Genomic DNA, 24,245 nt, shown 5'->3' with positions numbered 1-24,245 from the left:
AACAATGACAACAGAAACGAAATTACCATTTGATAAGGAGTTTGTTCGTTCCTTTTCAAAGGAAATGAATGAACCTGCTTGGTTTGAAGCGATTCGTTTAACAGCATTAGAAAACAGCGAAACGTTGCCAATGCCGAGACCAGATAAAACGAAAATAGATAAGTGGAATTTTACCCAATTTAAATCCCATACAGTTGAGAGTGAATCGTACAACTCACTTGAAGACCTTCCATTTGAAGTAAGGGCTTTAGTTGACGTAGATGCGGTAAATAAAAATTTATATATACAACGGAACCAAACACCAGCCTTTTTATCAGTAACAGAAGAATTAAAGAGCAAAGGTGTAATCTTCACTGATATTTTTACAGCGGTTCGTGAACATGGCGAACTTGTTCAAAAATATTTTATGACAGAAGGAATTAAGGCTGACGAGCACCGTTTAACAGCATTACATGCAGCGCTAGTAAACGGCGGGGTATTCTTGTATGTACCTAAGAATGTTGAGATTACTGAACCAATTCAAGCGATTTATGTGCATGATAATGCAGAATCCAACCTCTTCAATCATGTGATTGTTGTAGCGGATGATAATAGTTCTGTTACTTATGTAGAAAACTATATTTCAACTGTTGAATCTAACGATGGGGTATTTAATATTGTTGCAGAAGTTCTTGTAGGAAACGGTGCAAAAGTACTGTTTGGTGCGGTTGATACCCTAGCTCAAGGAATTACAACATATGTTAACCGTCGTGGTGTTACAGGAAGAGATGCTCGGATTGAATGGGCATTAGGATTAATGAATGATGGTAATACCATTTCAGAAAATACAACCAATCTTATTGGTGATGGCTCATATGGCGATACAAAAACGGTTGTAGTCGGCCGTGGAGAGCAAACGCAGAACTTTACAACAAAGGTTGTTCATTTCGGGAAAAATAGTGAAGGCTATATCCTCAAGCACGGTGTGATGAAGGATAGTGCCTCTTCTATATTCAATGGTATTGGAAAAATTGAACATGGTGCATCAAAATCGAATGCCGTTCAAGAATCTCGTGTCCTCATGTTAAGCGAAAAAGCACGCGGTGATGCGAATCCAATTCTTCTTATTGATGAGGATGATGTCACAGCGGGTCACGCTGCTTCAGTAGGGCGAGTTGACCCAGTACAGCTGTATTATCTAATGAGTCGCGGTATCCCTAAAAAAGAAGCTGAGCGTTTAGTTATTCATGGTTTCTTAGCTCCAGTAGTTAATCAACTGCCGATTGAAGGAGTAAAGAAACAGCTAACTGAAGTGATTGAAAGGAAAGTACAATAATGAATATCCAGGATATTCGTCGGGATTTTCCAATATTAAATCAAGAAGTAAATGGTCATCCGCTTGTCTACTTGGATAGCTCGGCTACATCGCAAAAGCCGATCCAAGTAATTGAGACACTTGAAAAATATTACAAAGAAATCAATTCTAATGTTCACCGCGGTGTTCATACATTAGGTACACGGGCAACTGATGCCTATGAAGGCTCAAGGGAAAAGGTCCGTAAGTATATAAATGCTAAATCAACACAAGAAGTTATTTTTACAAGAGGAACGACAACGGCATTAAATACAGTTGCTTCAAGCTATGCGGCAGCAAATTTAAAGACCGGTGATGAGATCGTTATTACCTATATGGAGCATCATAGTAATATTATCCCTTGGCAACAGGTAGCAAGACGGACGGGAGCGGAGTTGAAGTACATTCCTTTACAAGAGGATGGAACCATCTCGCTTGAGGATGTCCGTGCTACCATAACAGATAAAACAAAAATTGTATCTGTTATGCAGGTATCTAATGTGCTTGGTGTGATTAATCCTGTCAAGGAAATCGCGGAAATTGCCCATGCCAATGGTGCGATTATGGTGGTGGATGCGGCCCAAAGTGCTCCGCATATGAAGATTGATGTTCAAGATTTAGATTGTGATTTCCTTGCCTTTTCTGGACATAAGATGTGCGGACCGACAGGTATCGGCGTACTATATGGAAAGAAAAAACTGCTTGAAAAAATGGAGCCGATTGAGTTCGGTGGCGAAATGATTGATTTTGTTCATTTACAAGAATCAACATGGAAAGAGCTCCCTTGGAAATTTGAAGCTGGCACACCAATTATTGCAGGAGCAATTGGACTTGGTGCAGCGATTGATTACTTAACAGCAATAGGTTTAGAAAATATTGCCGAACACGAGCATAAGCTTGCAGCGTATGCCCTCGAGAGAATGTCTGCCGTACCTGGTATGGCTATATATGGACCGATGGATCCTGCTAAACGTGTTGGCGTTGTTACCTTTAATATAAGTGATGTACATCCACATGATGTCGCAACTGTCCTCGATGCAGAAGGTATAGCTGTCCGTGCGGGGCATCATTGTGCACAGCCATTAATGAGATGGCTAAAGGTATCGGCTACGGCACGTGCAAGCTTTTATCTTTACAACACTGAAGAAGATATTGATAAGCTCGTTGAAGGACTTGTTAAAACAAAGGAGTATTTCAGCGATGTCTTCTAATAATTTAGATAATCTCTACCGTCAAGTCATTATGGACCATTATAAGAAACCTCGTAATCGCGGGATTTTAGAGGATGGAAGCCATACAATTAATATGAATAATCCTACTTGCGGGGACCGAATCGAACTGACCTTTAAGGTCGAAGACGGTAAAGTCATTGATGCAAAATTTGAAGGCGACGGCTGTTCGATTTCAATGTCTTCTGCTTCAATGATGACCCAAGCAATTAAAGGGAAAAATGTCGATGAAGCCTTAAAGCTTTCAAAGATATTTTCCGATATGATGCAAGGAAAAGAATATGCAGATGATATCGATTTAGGGGATATTGAAGCCCTTCAGGGTGTTGCTAAATTTCCAGCCAGAATTAAATGTGCTACGTTAGCATGGAAGGCAATGGAAAAGGGTTTAACCGAAGAGGAACAACAATAACAGGAAATGCATAGGGAAAGACTTTTGTCGAACCTAGCGTCATGTTTTTTAAGCAAATGCGCTTGCCTTTCCTAATGAAATGGAGGAATACGATATGGCTAAAAAGATGCCGGAAATCGGTGATTATAAATACGGTTTTGCCGATAAAGACGTTTCCATCTTCCGATCAAAGCGTGGATTGACAAGTGATATTGTTAAAGAGATTTCAAAGCTTAAGAATGAGCCGCAATGGATGCTGGACTTCCGCTTAAAATCACTTGAACATTTTTATAAAATGCCAATGCCACAATGGGGCGGAGATATGGCTTCGTTGAACTTCGATGAAATTACTTATTATGTTAAACCATCGGAGAGATCTGAGAAATCTTGGGATGAGGTTCCAGAAGAAATTAAAGCAACATTTGATAAGCTGGGAATTCCTGAAGCAGAGCAAAAGTATCTTGCTGGGGTTTCTGCCCAATATGAATCCGAAGTTGTTTATCATAACATGAAGGTAGAGCTTGAGGATATGGGTATCGTGTTTAAAGATACGGATTCTGCCTTAAGAGAGAACGAAGATATCTTCCGTGAGCACTTTGGAAAAACGATTCCGCCTACAGATAACAAGTTTTCAGCGTTAAACTCTGCTGTATGGTCTGGAGGATCATTTATTTATGTACCGCCAGGTGTGAAAGTAGATACTCCATTACAGGCGTATTTCCGGATTAACTCTGAAAACATGGGTCAATTTGAACGGACGTTAATTATAGTCGATGAAGGCGCCTCTGTTCATTATGTTGAAGGGTGTACCGCACCAGTTTACACAACCAATTCATTACACAGTGCCGTAGTTGAAATTATTATCAAAAAAGACGCTTATTGCCGTTATACTACGATTCAAAACTGGGCGAATAACGTCTTTAATCTTGTTACCAAGCGTGCTGTTTGTGAAGCGAATGCGACAATGGAATGGATTGATGGTAACATCGGTTCGAAATTAACAATGAAATATCCTGCCGTTATTTTAAAAGGCGAAGGAGCACGTGGTTTGACATTATCGATTGCTATTGCCGGTAAAGGTCAGCACCAGGATGCAGGAGCAAAAATGATTCACTTGGCTCCGAATACATCTTCAACCATTGTTTCAAAATCAATTTCTAAGCATGGCGGTAAGGTTACTTATCGCGGTCAGGTTCATTTTGGACGTAAAGCGGATGGCGCCCGTTCAAATATTGAATGTGATACATTGATTATGGATAATCAATCAACATCTGATACGATTCCATACAATGAGATTCTAAACGACAATATTTCACTTGAGCATGAAGCGAAGGTGTCAAAAGTGTCTGAAGAGCAGCTCTTCTACTTGATGAGCCGTGGGATTTCACAACAGGAAGCAACAGAAATGATCGTAATGGGCTTTATCGAGCCATTTACGAAGGAATTACCAATGGAGTACGCCGTTGAAATGAACCGTCTGATCAAGTTCGAGATGGAAGGCTCAATCGGTTAATATTTTGGGTCCGCTTGCCGCGTTGGCAGGCGGATTTTTCTGTTGGAAATTGATAAATCCGCGAATAGAAGAAGCAAAAAAAGAGAAGGGCTGTCCCTCTCTTTATCAAAACTTCACTGGGTCTTTAAGTAATTTAAGCAGACATGCCTCTAGCGTGTTACCTTCTACCATCTTTGAAATATCTTCTTGTATGTTTTCAGAACAAGGTGTACCAAAACATGCTCTCCAATATCTTGAAAACTTCATTATAGTTAGTTGCCCATTATGACGAGTATTTGCATAATCTTGAGCCAACTGAAAAATATCAATTTCTGTGTTCAACCACCATCCGCTCCTTTTCTAGTTTTCTATTACTATTTATATATAGCTATTAGAAAGGGAGAATTTTTAGAACAGATAGATGGTACAACCATTGCGAGGAATTTTTATAAATTAAGTCCCTAAGTTATAATGAAAATAAATGAAGTGATACATATATTTAAACAATTGATTATCAAGGAGCAACACGAATGTATGAATTGACACATAATCAGGCTCAAACCATTGTTAATAAAATGATGAATGATATTCCTTTTAATATTAATATTATGGATAAAACAGGCGTTATTATCGGGAGTGGAAATAAAGAAAGGATTGGTACACTGCACCACGGGGCAGTGGCTGCCATAGAACAAAGGGAAATAATAGAAATTAGAAAGGATGAAGAGTTCGTAAAAAAGGGCATTAACTTGCCAATCGAATTAAATGATGCAATTATCGGAGTGGTAGGTATCAGCGGCGAGGTTGTGAAAACAAGACCATTTGCAAACCTTGTTAAGTCTGCAGTTATTTTATTAATCGAACAAAGCGTTTCATTGAAAAAGGAGAATCTTGAAAAAAACTTAAAACAGGAGTTTTTTAACTTAATTACAGATCCAGAAACAACATACACGAAGGAACTAACTGACCAGGCATTGGCTTATGGAATCATGCTCAATAATCCTTCCCAAATTGTATATGTGGGATTTCCTTATAATATTGACAAGGAAAACATTAATAATTTCACTTCCTTTAAAATATCCAACCATGCGTATTGTTTTGTAGTTCAGGAAGCAAATAAAATTAAATTACTTCAAGAACAGATTGAAAACCAATTTCCAGATGCATTCATTTCCATTAGCAAAATGAATGATAAAATTTCTGAGGGATTCTTGCAGGCCAAATCAGCCATGCGAGTATTGAAGGGGGTCTTTCCCCATGAGAAAGTCATTTCCTATTCGAGATGTGAATTTATCGCTGATATGGCCGAACTGCAAAGGAAAGATTCAAAAACAGAAATCCAGTCACATTTTCTTGATAAAAATGATGAATTGATAAAAACTTTGCAGGTTTATCTCAGCTGTAACCTGAACGCTAATCAAACTGTCACCCAGCTTATTATCCACAGAAATACATTGAACTACAGATTAAATAGGATTTTTAAAATTACCGGCAAAGATCCCAAAAATATATTCGAACTCGTGGAACTTATCTTTATACTGATTAATCGGCTGAAATAAAAAACAACACACCAATATCTGATGTGTTGTTTTTTATTTTTAATTTAATAAACGAGCAATGCTTTCAGATGTGCGGCTAACATTTTCCTTGCCTGTTACCAGTAAGCTCTCAAGATCTGCAGCTCCTGGAACGATACCAAAAATGGCGTCAAATCCTTCATCGTATAGAGTTTCAACATCCTGACCAACATAACCTGCCAGAGCAATTACTTTAATGCCGCCGTTAACACTTTTGGCTGCTTGGGCAACTCCGAACGGGGCCTTTCCAAATTTTGTTTGGAAATCGATGCCGCCTTCTCCTGTAAAACAGTAATCCACATTATGAAGCTTTTCTTTTAATTTTGTATACTCGATAACAATTTCAATTCCTTTTTTCATCGTAGCATTAGTAAACGCAAGCAATCCACCACCAAGACCGCCAGCACCACCAGCACCAGGTATATCTATCATGTCAATTCCAATCTGCTCTTTTACAATATTTCCGTAGTGCCTCAAATTTTTATCCAAAATTTGAACCATTTCAGGAGTTGCTCCCTTTTGCGGACCGAAAACAGCTGAAGCACCGCGCTCACCGCACAATGGATTTGTTACATCCGATGCTACTATAATGTTTATTTTCTTTAATTGTGGATTAACATCAGACGTATCGATTGTATCGAGTTCACCTAAATATCCACCGCCGAGTGGCAGCTCATTCCCATCTTTATCAAGGAATTTATATCCCAGTGCTGCTGCCATGCCGGTTCCGCCATCATTCGTAGCGCTCCCGCCGATACCCAGAATGATGTCAGTTATTCCTTTTTCTATACAATCCCTAATTAATTCCCCTGTTCCAAAGGTAGTTGTAATTAAAGGATTTTTTGTTTCTTTCGTAACATAATGAATTCCACTGGCTGAGGCCATTTCAATAACACCTGTCTTGCCATCTCCAAGAATTCCATATTGTGCCATAACCGGTTTACCAAGTGGTCCGGTAACTTCCTTTTTTATCAATGTACCACCTGTTGCATCTATCAACGATTGGACGGTGCCTTCACCGCCATCTGCCATTGGTACATGAATGCATTCAGCATCAGGCATCGCTCTTTTTATGCCGATTTCCATTGCTTCACAAACTTCTTTTGCCGTCATGCTTTCTTTAAAGGAATCAGGTGCCAATAAAAATATTTTCCCCATCAATTACACTCCATTCTTTTATAAAATAAATCCGAACAAGATTATTGCTACAATGGTCATCGTTACACCGACAATACTTTCATATCCGACAACCTTCATTCTGTCTTTCATCGTCATGTTCATAGCATTACGTGTAACGTGGAAGTAAGTTCCGTGTGGCAGATGATCGATTACCGTGGCACCTGCATGCGTCATAACTGCAGCTGATAGTGGTGCTACACCTGTATTCAAAATAGCATCTGAGAATGAACCAGTAGCCAAAATGACACCTGTTGATGTTGATGCTGTTGCTGCTGCCATCAATATACCTGCAATTGGTGCAAGGAATGTACCAGAAATGCCTGAGGTCTCTACCAGGGCAACAACCTGTTCAGGAAGGTCTGAGGCTGTAATCAATCCGCCAATAGCACCTGCTCCAATAATGATCAAAATTGTTGGAGTCATTCTATTTAAACCTGCTGTACAATAATCCAATATTTGTTTTCTTTTGCCTAGCGCCAGGGAACCTACTACACCGGCAAACGGCAGGATAAATAAGGAATCAATTTTCAGTTTTGCAAGGGCATCAACCCCTATCATTGAACCAATAGGGCTAATCATCAATAGAACAATCGCGATGACAGGAGTTACTAGGGCTTTTGACAAAACTGGAAGATTAGAAGAGCTAGCCTTTTCTAATTCTGCTGCTTCCGCATCTGTTACTTTCGTTCCTTTATACTTAATTATTGATGCAATAATAACGGTTACAATAACTCCGAAAATTGCAGGGACAAGTCCGCCAATCATTACTTGGTTAACGTCGAGATCGAAACCGCCCGCTGCTGCAATGGTATTCGGGTTTGGAGAAATAATGTTACCAGCTTTACCGCCGCCTGACAAAGCGACCAGGATAGCAATTTTGGAATACCCCATTTTGTTTCCAACAGACAATGCAATTGGTGCAACAATAAGTACGGCAACAGGAATAAATACACCCACTGCTGTGATAATCATGGTCGCTAATGCCAGTGACAGCATCGCCTTTGTTCCACCGAGTTTATCTACAATTACTTTCGCAATGGTCTCCGCTGCTCCAGATTCCATCATTACACCCGCAAAAACGCCTGCAGCGATAATACGAATGACCGTTCCTTGAACACTTTGTGTTCCTGTAACCAAGATTGAAACTGAATCTGCAAAGTTAGCTCCGCCAATGAAGGCGCCAACAATTGCTCCCAAAATCAAAGCATAAGTTGGTGCTAATCTAAACAAAATTAAAATGATTGCCAACGCAAGCCCACTTAAGGCGCCAATCCAGCTAATATCTAATGCTGCTGCCATATTAAATCCTCCTAATTGTTATTGAATCTATTACCTAAGAACGCTTTCATAAAAGCCCTTTCATTAACTACACCTTCATTTTAGTACCATAATGATCCTCAAACAATTGATAATCTAACAAATTATATTGTGCATTTGCACTAAATAATGAGTTTACAATTAGAGTCCAAAAAAAAGAAGAGCACTAATATCAAGCGCTGGACGTATAAATCACCAATTCATTTAGTTAATTCGAGTTTGTTTCAAATATGTAAATTTTGTTACGAGCAAGTGAGCATTTATCCGCGAAAAACAAGATATATCCGCGAGACCGAAATTGCGACCATTTCTAAATAGTATTTACGTGCAACTAGCATACAATTCAAAATAACGATATGCTATGATTAGCAGTCGGAGGTGACGGGGTTGATTTATATTGGTGTAACGGGGTGGGGAGACCATGATAGTTTATATACGAATCAAACTTCATCTAGGAATAAACTCAAGGAATATGCTGGTTATTTTCCAACTGTGGAAGTTGATTCTGCCTTTTATGCGATACAACCGAAGCGGAATGCCGAAAAGTGGGTCAATGAGACTCCAGACTCCTTTCAGTTCATAGTCAAAGCCTATCAGGCGATGACTGGGCATCAGCGCGATGAGATTCCTTTTGAAAATAAACAAGAGATGTTCATGGCCTTTAAAGATTCACTTGAACCCTACATAGAGAAAAATAAATTAGCAATGGTATTGTTTCAATTCCCGCCATGGTTTGCTTGTCAGCGTGAAAACGTCAATTACTTAAGATGGTGCAAAAATGAAATGGGAGAGATTCCTTGTGCATTGGAGTTTAGACACCAATCTTGGTTTGCGCCCCGGTATCGTCAACAAACGCTCGATTTTATGAAGGCTGAAAAATGGATTCACAGCATTTGTGATGAGCCACAATCGGGAGAAGGGTCCATTCCGACCGTATTAGAAGCGATAGACCCGGAAAAGCTACTGATACGTTTTCATGGTCGTAATGTGTATGGCTGGCAAAAGCGGAATGCAGAAAATTGGCGTGAGGTCCGCTATCTCTATCGCTATAATAATCAGGAGCTCGAAGAATGGGCAAATTCCATCCGGAAATTAGCAGTAGATTCTGCTAATCTATATGTGCTGTTTAACAACAATTCTGGCGGAGATGCAGCCGATAATGCAAAAGAGATGATTGACCTCTTAAAGTTAGAGTATGACGGACTTGCACCACGGCAGTTAGATTTATTTTAGAAGGAGAAAATTATGGAATGGATTCTTTTAGTTTTAATTGGGGTTGCAGCTAGTTCGCTCGGGTCATTGATTGGCCTTGGTGGGGGTATTATTATTGTCCCCTCCTTGCTTTATTTAGCTACCTTGTCAGGATTCGGACATGTTACCCCGCAGGTAGCGGTAGGTACATCGCTGTTCACAATGATCTTTACAGGGCTTTCATCGACCTTAGCCTATATGAAATACAAAATTGTTGATTATAAAGCAGGGTTAATTTTTCTAATTGGCAGTGGCCCTGGCAGTATTCTCGGTGCGTGGGTGACGGAAGCATTAAATTTGCAATCCTTTAATATCTTTTTTGGCGTATTTATCCTCCTCGTTTCAATTGTCTTATTTTTAAAAGATAAATTTAAACCTATACCTTATCGAAAAGATAAAGGGATTGTCAGGAATTTTACTGATAACACAGGTAAGACATTTGAATATGGTTTTAACCCGTTAATGGCAGTAATTATTGCATTTGTCGTTGGCTTTCTGTCAGGAATATTAGGGGTTGGCGGCGGCTCTTTAATGGTACCGACAATGATCTTATTCTTTTTCTTCCCACCCCATGTGGCCACAGCAACATCGATGTTTATGATTCTACCAACATCGGTCCTAAGCTCGATTACACATATAACCTTGGGCAATGTCGATTGGTTTCTGGCATTAGCACTAGTTCCAGGGGCGTGGATTGGTGCAAAAATAGGCGTCCTGTTAAATTCTAAACTAAAAAGCAAAACAATTGTCATATTATTACGTACGGTTTTAATAGTTGTCGGCATACGATTAATTTATCAAGGAATCTTTGGTTAAAAAAGGAATGAGCAAAAAAGCATGGAAAGCATTCATATTTATCATACAAATGACCTTCATAGTCATTTAAAGCGCTGGCCGCGAATTCATCATTTTTTAACAGGTCAGAGAACAAGTCACGCAATGCAAGGGGAAGAGTTCTTTCTATTTGATATCGGTGACTTTATCGATCGGTGGCACCCATTATCTGAGGGAACGGCAGGCCAGGGGAATATTGAGCTGTTAAACCAAAGTCTTTATGATGCCGTAACAATAGGAAATAATGAGGGAATTAACTTCCCCTTCGAAGCATTAGACCATTTATATGATGATGCAAACTTCGAGGTTCTCGCAGCTAATCTCTATAAAAAAACAAAAAGGCATCCAGAATGGCTGAAACCTTATAAAATTTATCAGACGAAACAGGGGACACGGCTCGGTGTTATTGGGGTAACGGCTCATTTCCAGCTTCTTTATGAACTGCTTGGCTGGGAATTAACTGAACCTATAGCAGAATTGAAAAAGTGGATTCCTCTAATAAAAGAAAAGTCAGATGTAATCATAGTGCTCTCCCATCTTGGACTGAATCACGATGAGCAAATAGCTGCCGAATGCCCTGAGGTCGATGTCATTCTGGGCGGGCACACCCACCATAATCTCCCAGATGGAAAGCTAGTCGGTCATACGCTCCTGGCAGGGGCAGGAAAGCATGGGAAATTTGTAGGTCATGTAACCCTTAGTGTCGATGTAAACAAGACACTCCAAAGTAAAGAAGCTCAGTTATATGATGTTTTGGCTCTTCCGGTCCTCCCAGATGAAAAAACAATATCAAAGGAACTATTTCGAAAAGGGAAGAAACTATTAAAACAAGAAATTGTAACCCTGAAACAGCCACTAGAGCACGATCCTTATCAGGAGACGGAGCTTTCCCGTATACTGTGCAGTGCCCTAAGAGAGTGGTGCGAGGCAGATTGTGCCTTTATTAACGCTGGTCTTCTTTTAGGCTCCTTATCAGGAAAAGTGACGAAGTTTGATTTGCTTACTATTTGTCCGCATCCAATAAATCCTTGTAAAATAATGCTTACTGGCAGGGAACTAAAGGAATTGTTGCTTGAAACGGAGGATGAAACCTGGCCAAATCGACTCGTAACCGGACTGGGTTTTAGAGGAACAGTAATGGGAGCAAGTATATATGACCGCCTTATTTTTAAGGATAGTTGCATTTATATTAATGAGATCCAACTAGATTTAGCGCAAAATTATACAATTGCACTCCCTGATATGTTTACGTTTGGTCACTTTTTTACAAATGTCTTATCTAATAAGAAAAAGGATTATTTTCTGCCTGAATTTCTGCGAGATATTTTAAGCTGGAAGCTGAAAAATAGGGCCTAGCTATACACGAATCCTCCCTTCCCTTCATAATCTAAGAAGAGAAGGGAGTGAGAATTTTGATCGAACTTTCACCAGTCGAGATTAACGGCCATACGTTTTTAGCTGTTACTGTTTTGCTGCCGAAAACAACGCTGTTAACGGTAAGTAGTGATAAAGGATATATCATGTGCGGTGCTTTAGATGTAAATTTATTAAACGCGAAATTAAAGGATCGTAAAATCATTGCTGGAAGAGCCGTAGGGGTAAGAACGGTTGAACAGCTTCTTAACGCCCCGTTAGAGTCCGTTACTCTAGAGGCAGAGGAATTAGGAATAACCAAAGGAATGATTGGCAAGGATGCCTTGCTAAAAATGATATAAAAGCTTGCAGATGCTGCAGGCTTTTTCTTATTTTTAGGCTAGTTCATCCTTTTTTTGCATACATTCTTGTAGGGGGTGATTTAACTTGGCTAAATTTCGTGTGCGGCGCTCGAGACGTGGCCCGTTACCTTTTCGATATGTCATGCTGTTATCATTCGTATTTTTTCTTTTATCAACAGCTTTCGGAATTTGGATTGTGAATAAGGGGATTGAACCAACATTAATGCAAATTGCCGAATCAGAAACTAGAAATATTGCAGCGATTGTTATTAATAAGGCGATTACTAAAAGAACAACAAATATTGGCGAAGAAGATGAGGTCATTGAGTTTATACCAAGTACTAATGGAAAAGCCTCCAACGCAAAGCTTAATACCGATTTAATTAATCGCGTATTGGCAGAAACTACAACACAAATTCAAAAAAATTTAAGAACCGCGAAAAGCGGTGATCTTGCAACACTGGAACAGCTAACAGATGTGGAAATTGAGACTGATGAAACGGCAGCTTCAGATGGTATCGTTTGGTATGTTCCATTAGGGCAAGCAACGCAAATTGCCTTATTAGGAAATTTGGGACCGAAAATTCCTGTGAAGTTCACTGCGATTGGTGATGTTCGTCCAGATGTTAAAATTGAATCAAAGCCAATGGGAATTAATAACACATGGGTGGATGTTTTTATTCATATAGAAGTGTCGGTTCAAATTATTACCCCATTTGCAACGGAAATAACAAAAATTGAGCAAAGTATTCCAGTTGGGAACTCCTTGATACAGGGGGATGTACCGCAATTTTATAATGGGGGCGGTGGCGCGATCCCGTCCATTCAACTTCCCGAGCTGCCAGAAAATCAATAACAGTCGACAGTAAACTTCCCCCCATCACGATTAAATGGGGGGAAGTCACACTAAGCTCTAATTTTTTTTAGCTTGAATTTCCTGCCTTTTCCACAAACGTAAATGTGGAGTGGGGTCAAACGACCATTCTGTATAGCCGTTATCCTTGTACATACCATAATGAAGATGTGGTGGGAATTTTCCAGATGTGCCTGGAGGTCCATAACCCGAGCTGCCTACACCACCAATAATTGTCCCAGGTTCAACTATTTGACCAACCTTTAAGCCGTTGGCAAAGCCGCTAAGGTGGGCGAAATAGTGATACGTATTATTAATGTCACGAATTCCTACTCGCCAGCCACCGAAACGGTTCCAGCCTTTCATTTCAACGATTCCATAGTTGGTTGCTCGTACGGGTACCCCATAGCCCGCAAAAATATCTGTCCCCTCATGCATTCTTCTGCCACCAAACCCTCGTGCGTCTCCCCATGTGCTGCGGTAACTATGATTACTGCGGATGGGGACAGGAAATGCATGCTGATCTAATTTCAACCGGCCGAAATGCCGGTATACTTGAGCTTTGCCTGAAATAATTCCTACTGTTTTGTCCCGATGATAATAATTCCATAAACCAATTTTTATGTTATCTTGGTCTGTTCCATAGGATAAAAGATAATTAGCAAAAGCAAAAAGAACATCCTCATCACTTTTTAAGCTTGCTTTTCCATCTCCATCCCCGTCAACGCCCATTCCATTAAAGTACTGGATAATTGCCGGATTTTCTTCAGAAGGATTAGGGTTTAATTGACCAGCCCATTTTTCAGGTGTGAAATATATCCCGATAATACTTTCCGCTTTTGGTAAGTCTCTGCGAACTTGACGGATATTTCTCTCGTATTGATCAATCGCTGCCAGGTAATACCAAGGGATTTGCGTAACCGTTTCTACTTTGTTGTATAGTTTCATTCTTTCCTGATATTCATCAGGCTCATTCGCATGAGCATCCCAGAATGGAAAAGCGCTCAGGATTATTAGGAAAGTTCCAATTATCAGAAATACCCGCACGCGAAAATCCTCCTTCCAATTCCAATTAATGTACTTCCTTAGTTTGTGGTTTCTTCCGTTTTTCATTATGGTTAATAAATGGTAATTTCAAAATCCTAACACCTTGTTGTTCAAATTTCCTTATGATAAAGTGGCAATAGAAGAAACATTCATAAAGAGGTGGGAAAAATGAGTAAGAAAGAAGATTTTGTAAGAAAACCTGAATGGTTAAAAATAAAGTTAAATACTAATAAGGAATATACAGGCTTGAAAAAAATGATGCGCGAAAAAAACTTACATACGGTTTGTGAGGAAGCAAGATGTCCTAATATTCATGAGTGCTGGGCTGAAAGACGGACGGCAACATTTATGATTCTCGGTGATATATGTACGCGTGCCTGTCGCTTTTGTGCTGTTAAAACAGGACAGCCATCGGAACTAGACCTACAAGAACCAGAAAGAGTGGCAGATTCTGTTCAACTAATGAATTTAAAGCATGCAGTTATTACAGCGGTAGCGCGTGATGATTTAAAAGATGGTGGAGCAGCTGTTTTTGCAGAAACAGTCAGGGCCATCCGCAGGAAAAATCCATTTACGAGTATTGAAGTTCTTCCATCTGATATGGGAGGCAGGGAAGAAAATTTGGCGATATTAATGGATGCAAAACCTGATATCCTAAATCATAATATTGAGACGGTCAGACGCCTGACCCCAAGAGTGAGAGCCCGTGCGAAATATGACCGTTCCCTTGAATTTTTACTTCGAGCAAAACGTATGCAGCCAACCATTCCAACAAAATCAAGCTTAATGATTGGCCTTGGCGAGACAAAAGAGGAAATCATTGAGGTTATGGAAGATCTAAGGGCAAATGAGGTTGATATTATGACAATCGGACAGTATTTACAGCCGTCCAGGAGCCATTTAAAGGTTGAAAAGTATTACAGCCCAGAGGAGTTTGCCGAATTGCGTGAAATTGCAATTAGCAAGGGTTTTAGCCACTGTGAAGCAGGTCCTTTAGTACGCTCCTCCTATCATGCGGATGAGCAAGTTAATGCCGCTGCGAAGCACAAACAATTGCTGGGAGAAAAAGAGGCGAAAGAAGCATAGGAACAGAATAGTTTAATTTCAATGGATCAGACACAGTTTGTTGTTCCGATTCAGAAGCTTACTAAGAATCTAGCTACTTCGGCTAGATAAAAGAGGAGTCAGACCGTTATGGCTGAACTCCTCTTTTCTCCTTTTTGGGTAAAATGGTGCGTTGCCATTTGCCCGAAAAGTATTTTTTTTCCTTTTTGGGTAAAATGGTGCGTTGCCATTTGCCCGAAAAGTCCTTTTTTTCTTTTTGGGTAAAATGGTGCGTTGCCATTTGCCCGAAAAGTATCTTTTTTCCTTTTTGGGTAAAATGGTGCGTTGCCATTTGCCCGTAAAGTATCTTTTTTCCTTTTTGGGTAAAATGGTGCGTTGCCATTTGCCAGTAAAGTCCTTTTTTTCTTTTTTGGGTAAAATGGGGTCTCACCATTTGCCCGTAAAGTACTTTTTTCTTTTTTTGGTCAAATAGATCTCACCATTTGCCCCAACGAGCATCAATTTTCCTTTTACAGTCACATTAGGTCGATATTTACCTCATGAACTTTTTCCACATTTTTATTTGTTTTTATTATCTTCTTTTGAAGCACCATTCTCGTCTTCATTTTCGTCTATTGGTTTTCCTTGGGGGGATTTTTTCATCAATTGGATTAAATGTTTTACAGAATTTCTTGCATTTCTGCTTGTTGTATTAAGATTTGATAAATTTTCGACATCTCTCATATGGCCTTTGTCGTCTGAAACATATACATGGTAATATCCAGGAACAACAGACATCGCGGTCCTTTTAACTTGGTCAGCAGTACTGTTACGGTCCTTTGTATCTGAATTATAGGCGATTAAAACCTCTTGGTCGGTAACAAGGGTAGCGACATCATTCACATTTGGAATATCAGTACTAAGCGTGCTAATAATATTCGCGACCTGCTCACGGTCAATTGTAGCGTAATGCTCAGAGCCACCTTGATCACCCTCTACCGGACTCTTCTGATGACGGACAAAGCCATAATCATTACTCATATTTTGGACATTCTTGCTTCCGCCCTCACGATAGAGCTCATTTCTTTTATTATTTACATTTATTGTATTGCCGCTTTCTTCATAAACATCACGGTTTGCCATGTCCTGAGTGCAGCCTGTTGTTGCGATAATCAAACCTAAGCCTAAAATAATGAATCTTTTTTTCAATAAAAACACCTCCATTCCTTAGAATAGCCAATTATCCGATTTTTTTTCTTAGTAATTGATGGTGAATCGGTTATAATGGGTATTAAGAATGGCTGGAATATGTGGGGTGATTTTCATGATTATTATTAACGGGACGAATTATGAAATAGTTCAAGAGCACAGAGATGGTTTTAATGAGGAAGCCTTAAAGGCACGTTATAGTGATATATTATCCAGGTATGATTATATAGTCGGTGATTGGGGCTACGGTCAGCTTCGATTAAAAGGCTTCTTTGAGGATCAAAATCAAAAAGCCACGTTTGATACCAAAATCAGTACAATCAGTGAATATTTGTATGAATACTGTAATTTTGGCTGTGCCTATTTTGTTTTGAAAAAGGTGAAAAAGTAAGAAGGGTCAGATATTCTGATCCTTCTTTCTTTTTATTTGTCTAGCTTCAGCGCCCAGCGACTAGTGGACTTCGCTCTCCTCCTTACGATAAGTCAACATCGAATCGACTATAGCTCCGTGTTTCCTTTATCTCATGCGGAGCGCTCCACAAGGAAGGCTTCGGCAGCATAATCATCGCACGAAGAAAAAGCGTTAGCTTTTTCGAGGAGTCCATACGTCGCTAAACGGGCGCATCAGCTTTTCTAGTTATATGGCGATTGTTCATCCGATTTTGAATCGTCATGGGTTGGATGGGCCCCGTCCATTTGCCGGGGGAGATCTTGATGCAAGGATTTATATTCATAATTATAGGCGCTGTATTTTCGCTGTCCTTCTTGCCAGTCCGTGCTTTTATTTTGAACGGGTTCGTTTTCGCCAATTGGAGAACCGTAAGGGCCTTCAGGATATTCTTCAGCTGTTAAGAAGTTTTGCTGTTTTTCCACATTGGACAAGTCAAAAAAGCTTTTTGAGTTATTATCCGCCATGATTTCACTCCTTTTTTATAGTGTAACTAAAATGGTGTGAAAGATAGGAGGGATTTTTTTCTTATAATAACTCTGTCAAATAGGAACGTAATTCCTCTGCGTCTTCTTCGTTAAGTTGAAAGGCATATTCTAGGTAACCTTCTTCACGCAGGTCATCTTCTCCGATGATGGCAAAGCGGCTTCCCTGCATATCTAAAACAAGATGTTTTCCAAAATGGCGGTCTGTCTGGACAATCGCTAAATCAAACCGTTGATTATCACCAACAAAGCTGACAAATCGGGTCTTTGTATTTTCTGTATCATCGTATAAAAAATAGCGTTCTTTCAAAATAATGGTCCCCTTTACTCATAGTCGTTATTTGGAATCCTCTCTATATTACCAAAATATATATTCTGGTGGGAGTATTTGGTTCTAAAGAATATTTTGTTAATATTTTACTGAAGGAAAAACACGAATCTTGTCTAATTATGATACAATAAAAGTAATTTGACATATGTTGGTGTTTGAGAGGGATGAAATCAATGAATGGTCGTTACATGAAAAAAGCGAAAAGTGTAATGCAATGGGGTAAAATCTTTTTGCCTCTATCGTCTATTCGTTATTTCCCTCCGAATTTCGTATTGCGCAATCCTGTTCTAGAGGGGGTAACTGCTGCTTTTAATGCTGGCCATGAAGTAGCTGTTATAGTGTTTAATATCATAAACCAAAAGGACTTAATTGACCAATTGGGGCAACATCACCATTATAAATTGATGAAAACCCTAAAAAAGTCCTTTCAAAAATATATTGAAGAAGAAGGCAACAACAAAGATGTCATTACCCTACATGATTACTATGGTGACGGGGTTACTCTTATAATAAAAGTTAATCATGACAGACATTCGATATCAAATATTGACATCCTTATGAAAAAAATAACGAGTGAAGTCGAAGTAAGATTGACCAAGCTATTTCCCAACGTACAGCCAATTTTTGAAGCAGGCTATATGTTTGTGGAGAGAGGTGATTGTTCGATTCAGGATTCCGTCTTTAGGGCGCACAGGCAGGCCATTGCAATGGCGGAGAAAAGAGTTCATTCTGAATTTAATGAGATGGTATACACGATTGGAAAGATTGTGTCTGAAAAAAATATTACTATGTTGGCACAGCCTATTATTGATGTGGCTACAAACAAAATCTACGCACTGGAAATGCTAACCCGCGGACCAAAGGGAACAGCTTTAGAATTACCGCTTCCGCTTTTTTCGGTAGCCAGACAAACGGGGCTTTTATATAAGCTTGAAATGATTGTCCTGGAAAAGGCATTTCAACAAATAAAAGAAACCCGCTGCCGTCAGGACATCTTCATTAATTGCACACCAATCACGTTAGCCAATATTAGTTTTACCCGTGATATAAAAAAGTTGCTTAAGCAATATAAAGGGATACTCCCAAAGCAGATTACATTTGAAGTGACAGAACGTGATTCAATTGATGGCTTAAAGGATTTCATTTATAATATAAAGATTTTGCGTTTAATGGGCTTTAAATTTGCAGTAGATGATACAGGGGCCGGATATGCTAATTTGAATAGTATCAGCGAAATTATGCCTGATATTATAAAAATTGACCGCTCCGTAATTGAAAATATTGATAAAAATTCTCTCAAGGAATCTATGTTAAAAGGACTCCTTCTTGTTGCAAGGGAAGCAGGTTCCTTAGTAGTTGCAGAAGGAATCGAAAACGAAGGGGAAGCATCTGTATTAACGAGAAATAAGGTGGATTTAGCTCAGGGCTATTTTTACGCGCCCCCAGCAGATCTCCTCGCATGTATGGCAACATAGTTATATTAAACAAGGAAGTGGACTTAAAATGTATTTTGTTGACCGTGAAAAAATTGAAGCCACATTAATATTTTTAGAAAAGCAAATTAACCTGCTTACAAGTAAAGAGGTTTGGGTGACAGACATAGAAAAGGCTGCCCAGGAGCGCTTGGTGCATATGACTATTGAGTCTATTCTAGATGTTGGCAACAGCATGATTGATGGCTTTATTATGCGTGATCCCGGCAGCTACGAGGATATTATAGATATATTAGTCGATGAAAAGGTCATCTCAGAGGTAAATGGTCATAGCTTAAAAGACCTCATTCAATGCCGGAAAGCACTTGTCCAGTTGTATACAGATATCGATCATCGTGAACTATACAAGCAATTCTCAGGTGGTATACAGGCATTATCGTTATTCCCTAACAATATTAGGGATTATTTAACCAATGAACTAGGACCAGTATCTGCATTTAAAAAATGACTTTCGGACCGCATCATTGCGGTCTTATTTTTATTAAAAAATCGGTTATCCTAGGTATAGGAGTGATACATATGAAAAAGTATAAAGGGTATTTAATTGACTTGGATGGCACGATGTATAAAGGAACGGAGCGGATTGATGCGGCTTCAGATTTTGTTAAAAAATTGCAGGATAAAGGAATTCCTTACTTATTTGTAACAAATAATTCAGCAAGGACACCTGAACAAGTAGCTAGAAAACTATGCGAATTTGATATTCCAGCAACTGAAAAGCAGGTCTTCACAACAAGCCAGGCCACAGCTAATTTCATTTTTGAAAAAAATAAAGACGCAACAATCTATGTGATAGGTGAGGAAGGCATCCGTACCGCACTTAAAGAAAAGAACCTTCAGCTTGCCGGTGAAAATGCTGACTTTGTCGTAGTAGGGATTGATCGATCAATTAGTTATGAAAAATTAGCCGTGGCTTGCTTGGCTGTCCGTAATGGGGCAACATTCATTTCCACGAACGGAGATATTGCGATTCCAACTGAGCGAGGCTTGATGCCAGGGAATGGTTCGCTAACCTCCGTTATTTCTGTTTCAACACAAACACAGCCTATATTTATCGGAAAGCCTGAATCTATCATTATGGAACAAGCCTTGAAGGTTTTGGGAACGGCCAAAGATGAAACACTTATGGTGGGAGATTATTATGATACAGATATCTTAGCAGGAATGAACGCTGGGCTGGATACATTATTAGTTCATACTGGTGTAACAACAAAGGATTTATTGACTACTTATGATCGAAAGCCTACCTATGCCATTGATTCATTGGATCAATGGGAGCCTTAAAAAACAGGATGGAGGAATCCATCCTGTTTTCTTCAATATTATAGTTTCAGCGCCAAGCTACTAATGAACTTCGGATAAATAAGTGCTTCGGCTTTTCTAGTTATTCCACATGTGCGGCGCGGTGAGCGAGTCTGCTGGATGCTGCTGCAGCAACGGCGCCAATAATATCATCTAGGAATGTGTGGCATTCCCCAGTGGATTTATCATTTAATCGTGCTAATATTCCTGGTTTTTGTTTATCGATATAACCGTAGTTAGTAAAGCCGATGGAACCATACACATTAACAATCGACAAGGCGAGAATTTCATCGACACCATAAAGGCTCTCATCTGTTTTTATAATTGACTGAATGGGCTCTTCTAACATGCCCTTTTCTGCTAGCATATCAAGCTGGATCCCAGTAATGACAGCATTTTGTACTTCGCGTTTAGAAAGAACTCGCTCGACATTTGCTATACAGTCTTCCATCTTTAAATTTTCATGATATTTTTCTTGGAGAAAAAAAACTAAATCGGCAATGTCCTGAATTTCGACGCCTCTTTCTTTAATCCATCTCCGTGCAGTTTCTTCTGTTAAGTCCATTTTTTTGTCGTCTGCCATCCCATTAATCACCTTTTCTTTGGAATTTTCATTATATATACACTTAATTCATAACATATGCACAATCTTTTGAAAAGTAACATAGGTCCATTTCCTATTTTTCACTCATATTGTTACTTTAATTCTCTTTAAAATACGGGAAGACAACAAGTTTTCTATACCTATTACATATATATGATTTAGGCAGTAGTTAAAGAAGAGGTCGAGGTGAGGAAATGCTGCAAAAATTACTTGAGCAACAGTATGGGATAACCGTCGATGAATATTTTAAACTAAATTCCTATGATGCGCTTAGAGGTAATGGTTTTTTGTATTTAATTGCCAAGCCGGGCAGGCGGGAAAAAGAGGATATAGAAGAATTAGAAAAGATTGCTGAACACTTAAGAAATTCTGGGGATTCCCACGTACCAGCCTTCCTGCCTGCTAAGGATGGCAGCCTAATTACTGCGTGGGAAGAAACAAACTATTGTGTATTAGCCAATCGTCAATCCGAGAAGCAGCAAAAACTTAGATTAGGCAGAAAGCTGGCGAAATTTCATGAACGCGGAAAAACGGTACCGTTTAAAATTGAACGGAACAGCAGGATTGGACAATGGAAACAACTTTGGGAGAAGCGTCTTGAGCAAATAGAAAAGGTATGGAATGACCTCCTTTTCCAAACACCAGAGGACGAGTTTGAAAAGATGTTTATTGATTCCTTTCCATATTATATTGGAATGACAGAGAATGCTATCCAATATTTAGTGGATACCGAAATTGACGATGAACCAAACGTTTCTGACAGTGGGACCGTTTGTCATGAGCGATTTTCTGAAACTACATGGGGTACAAGTTATTATATTAAAAATCCTTTTGATTGGGTTTTTGATCATCGAAGCCGTGATCTCGCGGAATGGACCCGTGAACGATATTTCCGCAATACCCAAACGTATGAGCTTGAATTAAACCAATTCTTCACCGATTATCAAGCAGTTGCTCCGTTGACGTCTTTTTCATGGAGACTGCTGTTTTCACGGTTACTCTTTCCGCTTCATTATTTTGAGTGCATTGAAAATTACTATATAACTCAGTCTGAGCAAGAGAAAAGAGTGTTAGAGGAAAAGTTAACTAAAATATTAAGGCAATCAATGGAATACGAACGATTTTTAGGACGCTTCTATCAATCCGCAGGGGCGCAAATGAAAAACTTGAAAATCCCGCAGGTGGACTGGTTACTAACATAATATAAGAAAAAGCGATTGCCAATTTGAATTTGGCAATCGCTTTTCACACTTTTGAATTAGAAAACTTGTTCTACTTCAACAACGCCAGGAACTTCTTCTAAAAGAGCTCTCTCAATACCAGCTTTAAGTGTGATAGTTGAACTTGGGCAGGTTCCACATGCACCTAGCAAACGGAGTTTGACAATACCATCTTCAACATCAACTAATTCACAATCTCCGCCATCGCGAAGAAGAAATGGACGTAATTTATCTAATACTTCTTGAACTTGCTCTAACATTTCTTGTTCTTGCATATTTATCTACTCCCTTCCTACCTTTTATTATAATGTCAACGACGGTAAAAATCCATTCTTAGAAATTTGGAAATCACCCAACTTAATACATATTTTTATGTTTTTATAGTTTAAATGTTGTAAAATAAAAGAAAAACGCGAGGGATTGATTTTGTGACAAAATTTAAAATTGAAATCATCCTATATGGTTCTGACGAATTATGCCCTAGCTGTGTTCATTTGCCATCCTCAAAGGAAACGTTCGAGTGGTTAGAGGCAGCAATTTCTAGAAGGTTCCCCAATCAGCCATTTACGATGTCATATGTTGATATACAACAGCCGCCAGAAGAAATAGAAAAAGCGGATTTTGCTAAAAGGGTCATTGACGAAGACATGTTTTATCCAGTGGTTGTTATCAATGAAAAAATCGTTGGCGAGGGAAATCCTAGGCTCAAAACGATTTTTGCTGAATTAGAAAAATACGGATATAAAGCTGAGATGTAATTCAGGCTATGAACATTAAAATACTAAGCAATACACATTCTATTTCAGTTATGAAAAAGAGTGTGCTTTTTTTTGTGTACACTTAGGGACAAAACTTGTTAGGTAGCTAGAATTGTTTTTTTAACCATTATGTTACTTATACACCCAAAGGATCCTAGATTACAATAATCTGAAACCCATCACGTAATTGTATGGTCTGCCATCCATAAAGAGTGTAGCTGGAATGTGGAAAAATAACAAAGATATAATTATATTATTGACAATATGTGTTAAGACATGTTATTTGACGATGCTAATAAAACATTGTAGGATAATATGTTAGTGGAGAGGTGAAAGCCATGATAAAACCTATTATTGAATTTTGTATAAGTAATCTTGCGAACGGTTCCCAAAAGGCACTTGAAAGATTAGAAAAAGATTACGATTTGGATGTCATTGAATACGGTTGTCTAGGGTATTGCGGAAAATGTGCTTCCACACTTTATGCGTTAGTGAACGGGGAAGTTGTCACAGGAAGTACAGCTGATGAACTGGTTGATAACATTTACCAATACTTAGAAGATAATCCGATGTTTTAAATAACAGTTTCACTACACGGACACTAGTTACCGGGTACTAAAATTGGACGTATAATAGACGCCCTTTTTTCAATCTAATTAGTTGAGTCCTTATTCTATAGTGTATATACTAATAGAAAGACCTCAAAAAGGAGGAGAAACAAATGACTCAAGATGTAGTTATTGTAACAGAAGCTGCGGCTCTTCATGTAAAAGAAATGATAAAGCATAATGAAGAAGAAGGCGCATTTCTAAGGGTTAGTGTTCAGGGCGGCGGCTGCAGCGGATTAACATATGGAATGGGTTTTGATCATGAAGTAACAGAACAAGACCTTCAGTTAGAACAGTATGGTGTGCAAATTTTGGTTAATAAAGAGGATGCTGCTATATTAAAGGGCACAAAGATTGATTACAAGCAATCGATGATGGGTGGCGGTTTTACGATTGAAAACCCAAATGCGATTGCGTCATGCGGTTGCGGATCATCGTTCCGGACAGCAACGGCTACTGGAACACCAGAAGAGTGTTAATAATAACCAATTTGAAAAGGCGCCGACAAAACGGCGCCTTTTGTAT

General features: G+C 39.1%; 29 protein-coding genes. 19 read left to right on the top strand and 10 right to left on the bottom strand.

Annotation, left to right across the window (positions count from 1 at the left end):
- Positions 1-4 precede the first annotated feature (4 nt).
- The 4 genes from sufD to sufB all read left to right on the top strand — a co-directional run bounded on the left by sufD (position 5) and on the right by sufB (position 4,466).
- Positions 5-1,315 (top strand): Fe-S cluster assembly protein SufD, encoded by a 1,311-nt coding sequence (gene sufD, locus NSS81_RS07380; protein WP_342432864.1) that lies wholly within the window; start codon positions 5-7, stop codon positions 1,313-1,315.
- A complete protein-coding gene (locus tag NSS81_RS07375) occupies positions 1,315-2,544 on the top strand; it encodes a cysteine desulfurase (RefSeq protein ID WP_342432863.1) in 1,230 nt (409 codons plus the stop codon). The genes sufD and NSS81_RS07375 overlap by 1 nt, the downstream gene beginning before the upstream one ends.
- Positions 2,534-2,974, top strand: coding sequence for a Fe-S cluster assembly sulfur transfer protein SufU (gene sufU, locus NSS81_RS07370; protein WP_342432862.1), 441 nt, complete (start codon positions 2,534-2,536; stop codon positions 2,972-2,974). Before NSS81_RS07375 ends, sufU begins: the two co-directional genes overlap by 11 nt.
- A gap of 94 nt (positions 2,975-3,068) precedes the next feature.
- The gene (gene sufB / locus NSS81_RS07365) at positions 3,069-4,466 is read left to right on the top strand and encodes a Fe-S cluster assembly protein SufB (RefSeq protein WP_342432861.1); all 1,398 of its coding nucleotides are present in this window, start codon (positions 3,069-3,071) and stop codon (positions 4,464-4,466) included.
- A 105-nt stretch (positions 4,467-4,571) separates the two neighbouring features.
- Here the strand turns inward: sufB and NSS81_RS07360 are convergent, their stop codons facing one another.
- The gene (locus NSS81_RS07360; RefSeq protein ID WP_342432860.1) at positions 4,572-4,787 is read right to left on the bottom strand and encodes a hypothetical protein; all 216 of its coding nucleotides are present in this window, start codon (positions 4,785-4,787) and stop codon (positions 4,572-4,574) included.
- 188 nt (positions 4,788-4,975) lie between these two features.
- Between NSS81_RS07360 and NSS81_RS07355 the strand changes: the two genes are divergently transcribed.
- Positions 4,976-6,004: a sugar diacid recognition domain-containing protein gene (locus NSS81_RS07355; protein WP_342432859.1), complete on the top strand. Its 1,029-nt coding sequence runs from the start codon at positions 4,976-4,978 to the stop codon at positions 6,002-6,004.
- A gap of 39 nt (positions 6,005-6,043) precedes the next feature.
- Here NSS81_RS07355 and NSS81_RS07350 read toward each other — a convergent pair whose 3' ends face one another.
- Positions 6,044-7,180, bottom strand: coding sequence for a glycerate kinase (locus tag NSS81_RS07350; protein ID WP_342432858.1), 1,137 nt, complete (start codon positions 7,178-7,180; stop codon positions 6,044-6,046).
- 18 nt (positions 7,181-7,198) lie between these two features.
- A complete protein-coding gene (locus NSS81_RS07345; protein ID WP_342432857.1) occupies positions 7,199-8,500 on the bottom strand; it encodes a Na+/H+ antiporter NhaC family protein in 1,302 nt (433 codons plus the stop codon).
- A gap of 405 nt (positions 8,501-8,905) precedes the next feature.
- Between NSS81_RS07345 and NSS81_RS07340 the strand changes: the two genes are divergently transcribed.
- From NSS81_RS07340 to yunB, 5 genes are all read left to right on the top strand, one after another.
- Complete coding sequence (locus NSS81_RS07340; protein ID WP_342432856.1) at positions 8,906-9,751, top strand: DUF72 domain-containing protein; 846 nt, start codon at positions 8,906-8,908, stop codon at positions 9,749-9,751.
- A gap of 12 nt (positions 9,752-9,763) precedes the next feature.
- Positions 9,764-10,585, top strand: coding sequence for a sulfite exporter TauE/SafE family protein (locus NSS81_RS07335; protein WP_342432855.1), 822 nt, complete (start codon positions 9,764-9,766; stop codon positions 10,583-10,585).
- Between the two features lie 21 nt (positions 10,586-10,606).
- A complete protein-coding gene (locus NSS81_RS07330; RefSeq protein WP_342432854.1) occupies positions 10,607-11,959 on the top strand; it encodes a bifunctional UDP-sugar hydrolase/5'-nucleotidase in 1,353 nt (450 codons plus the stop codon).
- 56 nt (positions 11,960-12,015) lie between these two features.
- Complete coding sequence (locus tag NSS81_RS07325; protein ID WP_342432853.1) at positions 12,016-12,318, top strand: DUF1805 domain-containing protein; 303 nt, start codon at positions 12,016-12,018, stop codon at positions 12,316-12,318.
- Positions 12,319-12,403: 85 nt separating this feature from the next.
- Positions 12,404-13,174, top strand: a complete 771-nt coding sequence (gene yunB / locus NSS81_RS07320) for a sporulation protein YunB (protein WP_342432852.1) — start codon at positions 12,404-12,406, stop codon at positions 13,172-13,174.
- A 57-nt stretch (positions 13,175-13,231) separates the two neighbouring features.
- Here the strand turns inward: yunB and NSS81_RS07315 are convergent, their stop codons facing one another.
- Positions 13,232-14,218 (bottom strand): M23 family metallopeptidase, encoded by a 987-nt coding sequence (locus tag NSS81_RS07315; RefSeq protein ID WP_342432851.1) that lies wholly within the window; start codon positions 14,216-14,218, stop codon positions 13,232-13,234.
- Between the two features lie 168 nt (positions 14,219-14,386).
- Between NSS81_RS07315 and lipA the strand changes: the two genes are divergently transcribed.
- On the top strand, positions 14,387-15,304 hold the full coding sequence (lipA, locus tag NSS81_RS07310) for a lipoyl synthase (RefSeq protein WP_342432850.1): 918 nt from the start codon (positions 14,387-14,389) through the stop codon (positions 15,302-15,304).
- A gap of 106 nt (positions 15,305-15,410) precedes the next feature.
- Here the strand turns inward: lipA and NSS81_RS07305 are convergent, their stop codons facing one another.
- A complete protein-coding gene (locus NSS81_RS07305; protein WP_342432849.1) occupies positions 15,411-15,563 on the bottom strand; it encodes a hypothetical protein in 153 nt (50 codons plus the stop codon).
- Positions 15,564-15,841: 278 nt separating this feature from the next.
- Positions 15,842-16,471, bottom strand: a complete 630-nt coding sequence (locus NSS81_RS07300) for a YhcN/YlaJ family sporulation lipoprotein (RefSeq protein WP_342432848.1) — start codon at positions 16,469-16,471, stop codon at positions 15,842-15,844.
- A 115-nt stretch (positions 16,472-16,586) separates the two neighbouring features.
- Between NSS81_RS07300 and NSS81_RS07295 the strand changes: the two genes are divergently transcribed.
- Positions 16,587-16,862: a YutD family protein gene (locus NSS81_RS07295; protein WP_342432847.1), complete on the top strand. Its 276-nt coding sequence runs from the start codon at positions 16,587-16,589 to the stop codon at positions 16,860-16,862.
- Between the two features lie 242 nt (positions 16,863-17,104).
- Here NSS81_RS07295 and NSS81_RS07290 read toward each other — a convergent pair whose 3' ends face one another.
- Together NSS81_RS07290 and NSS81_RS07285 are read right to left on the bottom strand one after the other, a co-directional pair.
- Positions 17,105-17,386, bottom strand: a complete 282-nt coding sequence (locus NSS81_RS07290; protein ID WP_342432846.1) for a cytosolic protein — start codon at positions 17,384-17,386, stop codon at positions 17,105-17,107.
- A 61-nt stretch (positions 17,387-17,447) separates the two neighbouring features.
- Entirely contained in the window at positions 17,448-17,714 is a 267-nt protein-coding gene (locus tag NSS81_RS07285) for a DUF3055 domain-containing protein (protein WP_342432845.1), read from the bottom strand.
- Positions 17,715-17,923: 209 nt separating this feature from the next.
- Between NSS81_RS07285 and NSS81_RS07280 the strand changes: the two genes are divergently transcribed.
- The 3 genes from NSS81_RS07280 (at position 17,924) to NSS81_RS07270 (ending at position 20,512) form a co-directional block, all read left to right on the top strand.
- On the top strand, positions 17,924-19,210 hold the full coding sequence (locus NSS81_RS07280) for an EAL domain-containing protein (RefSeq protein ID WP_342432844.1): 1,287 nt from the start codon (positions 17,924-17,926) through the stop codon (positions 19,208-19,210).
- A gap of 28 nt (positions 19,211-19,238) precedes the next feature.
- Positions 19,239-19,676, top strand: coding sequence for a DUF86 domain-containing protein (locus NSS81_RS07275; RefSeq protein WP_342432843.1), 438 nt, complete (start codon positions 19,239-19,241; stop codon positions 19,674-19,676).
- Between the two features lie 71 nt (positions 19,677-19,747).
- Positions 19,748-20,512: a TIGR01457 family HAD-type hydrolase gene (locus NSS81_RS07270; protein WP_342432842.1), complete on the top strand. Its 765-nt coding sequence runs from the start codon at positions 19,748-19,750 to the stop codon at positions 20,510-20,512.
- A 100-nt stretch (positions 20,513-20,612) separates the two neighbouring features.
- On the opposite strand, the gene NSS81_RS07265 is transcribed toward NSS81_RS07270, so the two are convergent.
- Positions 20,613-21,113: a phosphatidylglycerophosphatase A gene (locus NSS81_RS07265; protein WP_342432841.1), complete on the bottom strand. Its 501-nt coding sequence runs from the start codon at positions 21,111-21,113 to the stop codon at positions 20,613-20,615.
- A gap of 215 nt (positions 21,114-21,328) precedes the next feature.
- On the opposite strand from NSS81_RS07265, the gene yutH reads away from it, so the two are divergent.
- Entirely contained in the window at positions 21,329-22,336 is a 1,008-nt protein-coding gene (gene yutH / locus NSS81_RS07260; protein WP_342432840.1) for a spore coat putative kinase YutH, read from the top strand.
- 56 nt (positions 22,337-22,392) lie between these two features.
- On the opposite strand, the gene NSS81_RS07255 is transcribed toward yutH, so the two are convergent.
- Positions 22,393-22,629, bottom strand: coding sequence for a NifU family protein (locus tag NSS81_RS07255; protein ID WP_342432839.1), 237 nt, complete (start codon positions 22,627-22,629; stop codon positions 22,393-22,395).
- A gap of 153 nt (positions 22,630-22,782) precedes the next feature.
- Between NSS81_RS07255 and NSS81_RS07250 the strand changes: the two genes are divergently transcribed.
- From NSS81_RS07250 to NSS81_RS07240, 3 genes are all read left to right on the top strand, one after another.
- On the top strand, positions 22,783-23,112 hold the full coding sequence (locus NSS81_RS07250) for a YuzD family protein (protein WP_342432838.1): 330 nt from the start codon (positions 22,783-22,785) through the stop codon (positions 23,110-23,112).
- A gap of 338 nt (positions 23,113-23,450) precedes the next feature.
- The gene (locus NSS81_RS07245) at positions 23,451-23,690 is read left to right on the top strand and encodes a YuzB family protein (RefSeq protein WP_342432837.1); all 240 of its coding nucleotides are present in this window, start codon (positions 23,451-23,453) and stop codon (positions 23,688-23,690) included.
- 143 nt (positions 23,691-23,833) lie between these two features.
- Positions 23,834-24,199 carry an iron-sulfur cluster assembly accessory protein gene (locus NSS81_RS07240; RefSeq protein WP_342432836.1) on the top strand — a complete coding sequence of 122 codons (366 nt, stop codon included), beginning with the start codon at positions 23,834-23,836 and terminating at the stop codon, positions 24,197-24,199.
- Positions 24,200-24,245: the final 46 nt, after the last annotated feature.

Source organism: Neobacillus sp. FSL H8-0543 (genome assembly GCF_038592905.1).
GTDB lineage: Bacteria > Bacillota > Bacilli > Bacillales > Cytobacillaceae > Neobacillus.
Note: the sequence above shows the minus strand (reverse complement) of the source record. Positions and strands in the feature narration are given on the sequence as shown.

Coding starts and splice junctions, on each gene's coding strand:
- NSS81_RS07295 (WP_342432847.1), top strand. CDS start 16,587: ATGATTATTATTAACGGGACGAATTATGAAATAGTTCAAGAGCACAGA.
- NSS81_RS07270 (WP_342432842.1), top strand. CDS start 19,748: ATGAAAAAGTATAAAGGGTATTTAATTGACTTGGATGGCACGATGTAT.
- NSS81_RS07255 (WP_342432839.1), bottom strand. CDS start 22,629: ATGCAAGAACAAGAAATGTTAGAGCAAGTTCAAGAAGTATTAGATAAA.
- sufU (WP_342432862.1), top strand. CDS start 2,534: ATGTCTTCTAATAATTTAGATAATCTCTACCGTCAAGTCATTATGGAC.
- NSS81_RS07275 (WP_342432843.1), top strand. CDS start 19,239: ATGTATTTTGTTGACCGTGAAAAAATTGAAGCCACATTAATATTTTTA.
- yutH (WP_342432840.1), top strand. CDS start 21,329: ATGCTGCAAAAATTACTTGAGCAACAGTATGGGATAACCGTCGATGAA.
- NSS81_RS07330 (WP_342432854.1), top strand. CDS start 10,607: ATGGAAAGCATTCATATTTATCATACAAATGACCTTCATAGTCATTTA.
- sufB (WP_342432861.1), top strand. CDS start 3,069: ATGGCTAAAAAGATGCCGGAAATCGGTGATTATAAATACGGTTTTGCC.
- NSS81_RS07375 (WP_342432863.1), top strand. CDS start 1,315: ATGAATATCCAGGATATTCGTCGGGATTTTCCAATATTAAATCAAGAA.
- NSS81_RS07240 (WP_342432836.1), top strand. CDS start 23,834: ATGACTCAAGATGTAGTTATTGTAACAGAAGCTGCGGCTCTTCATGTA.
- NSS81_RS07290 (WP_342432846.1), bottom strand. CDS start 17,386: ATGGCGGATAATAACTCAAAAAGCTTTTTTGACTTGTCCAATGTGGAA.
- NSS81_RS07265 (WP_342432841.1), bottom strand. CDS start 21,113: ATGGCAGACGACAAAAAAATGGACTTAACAGAAGAAACTGCACGGAGA.
- NSS81_RS07345 (WP_342432857.1), bottom strand. CDS start 8,500: ATGGCAGCAGCATTAGATATTAGCTGGATTGGCGCCTTAAGTGGGCTT.
- lipA (WP_342432850.1), top strand. CDS start 14,387: ATGAGTAAGAAAGAAGATTTTGTAAGAAAACCTGAATGGTTAAAAATA.
- NSS81_RS07355 (WP_342432859.1), top strand. CDS start 4,976: ATGTATGAATTGACACATAATCAGGCTCAAACCATTGTTAATAAAATG.
- NSS81_RS07335 (WP_342432855.1), top strand. CDS start 9,764: ATGGAATGGATTCTTTTAGTTTTAATTGGGGTTGCAGCTAGTTCGCTC.
- NSS81_RS07280 (WP_342432844.1), top strand. CDS start 17,924: ATGAAAAAAGCGAAAAGTGTAATGCAATGGGGTAAAATCTTTTTGCCT.
- NSS81_RS07245 (WP_342432837.1), top strand. CDS start 23,451: ATGATAAAACCTATTATTGAATTTTGTATAAGTAATCTTGCGAACGGT.
- NSS81_RS07350 (WP_342432858.1), bottom strand. CDS start 7,180: ATGGGGAAAATATTTTTATTGGCACCTGATTCCTTTAAAGAAAGCATG.
- NSS81_RS07305 (WP_342432849.1), bottom strand. CDS start 15,563: ATGGCAACGCACCATTTTACCCAAAAAGAAAAAAAGGACTTTTCGGGC.
- sufD (WP_342432864.1), top strand. CDS start 5: ATGACAACAGAAACGAAATTACCATTTGATAAGGAGTTTGTTCGTTCC.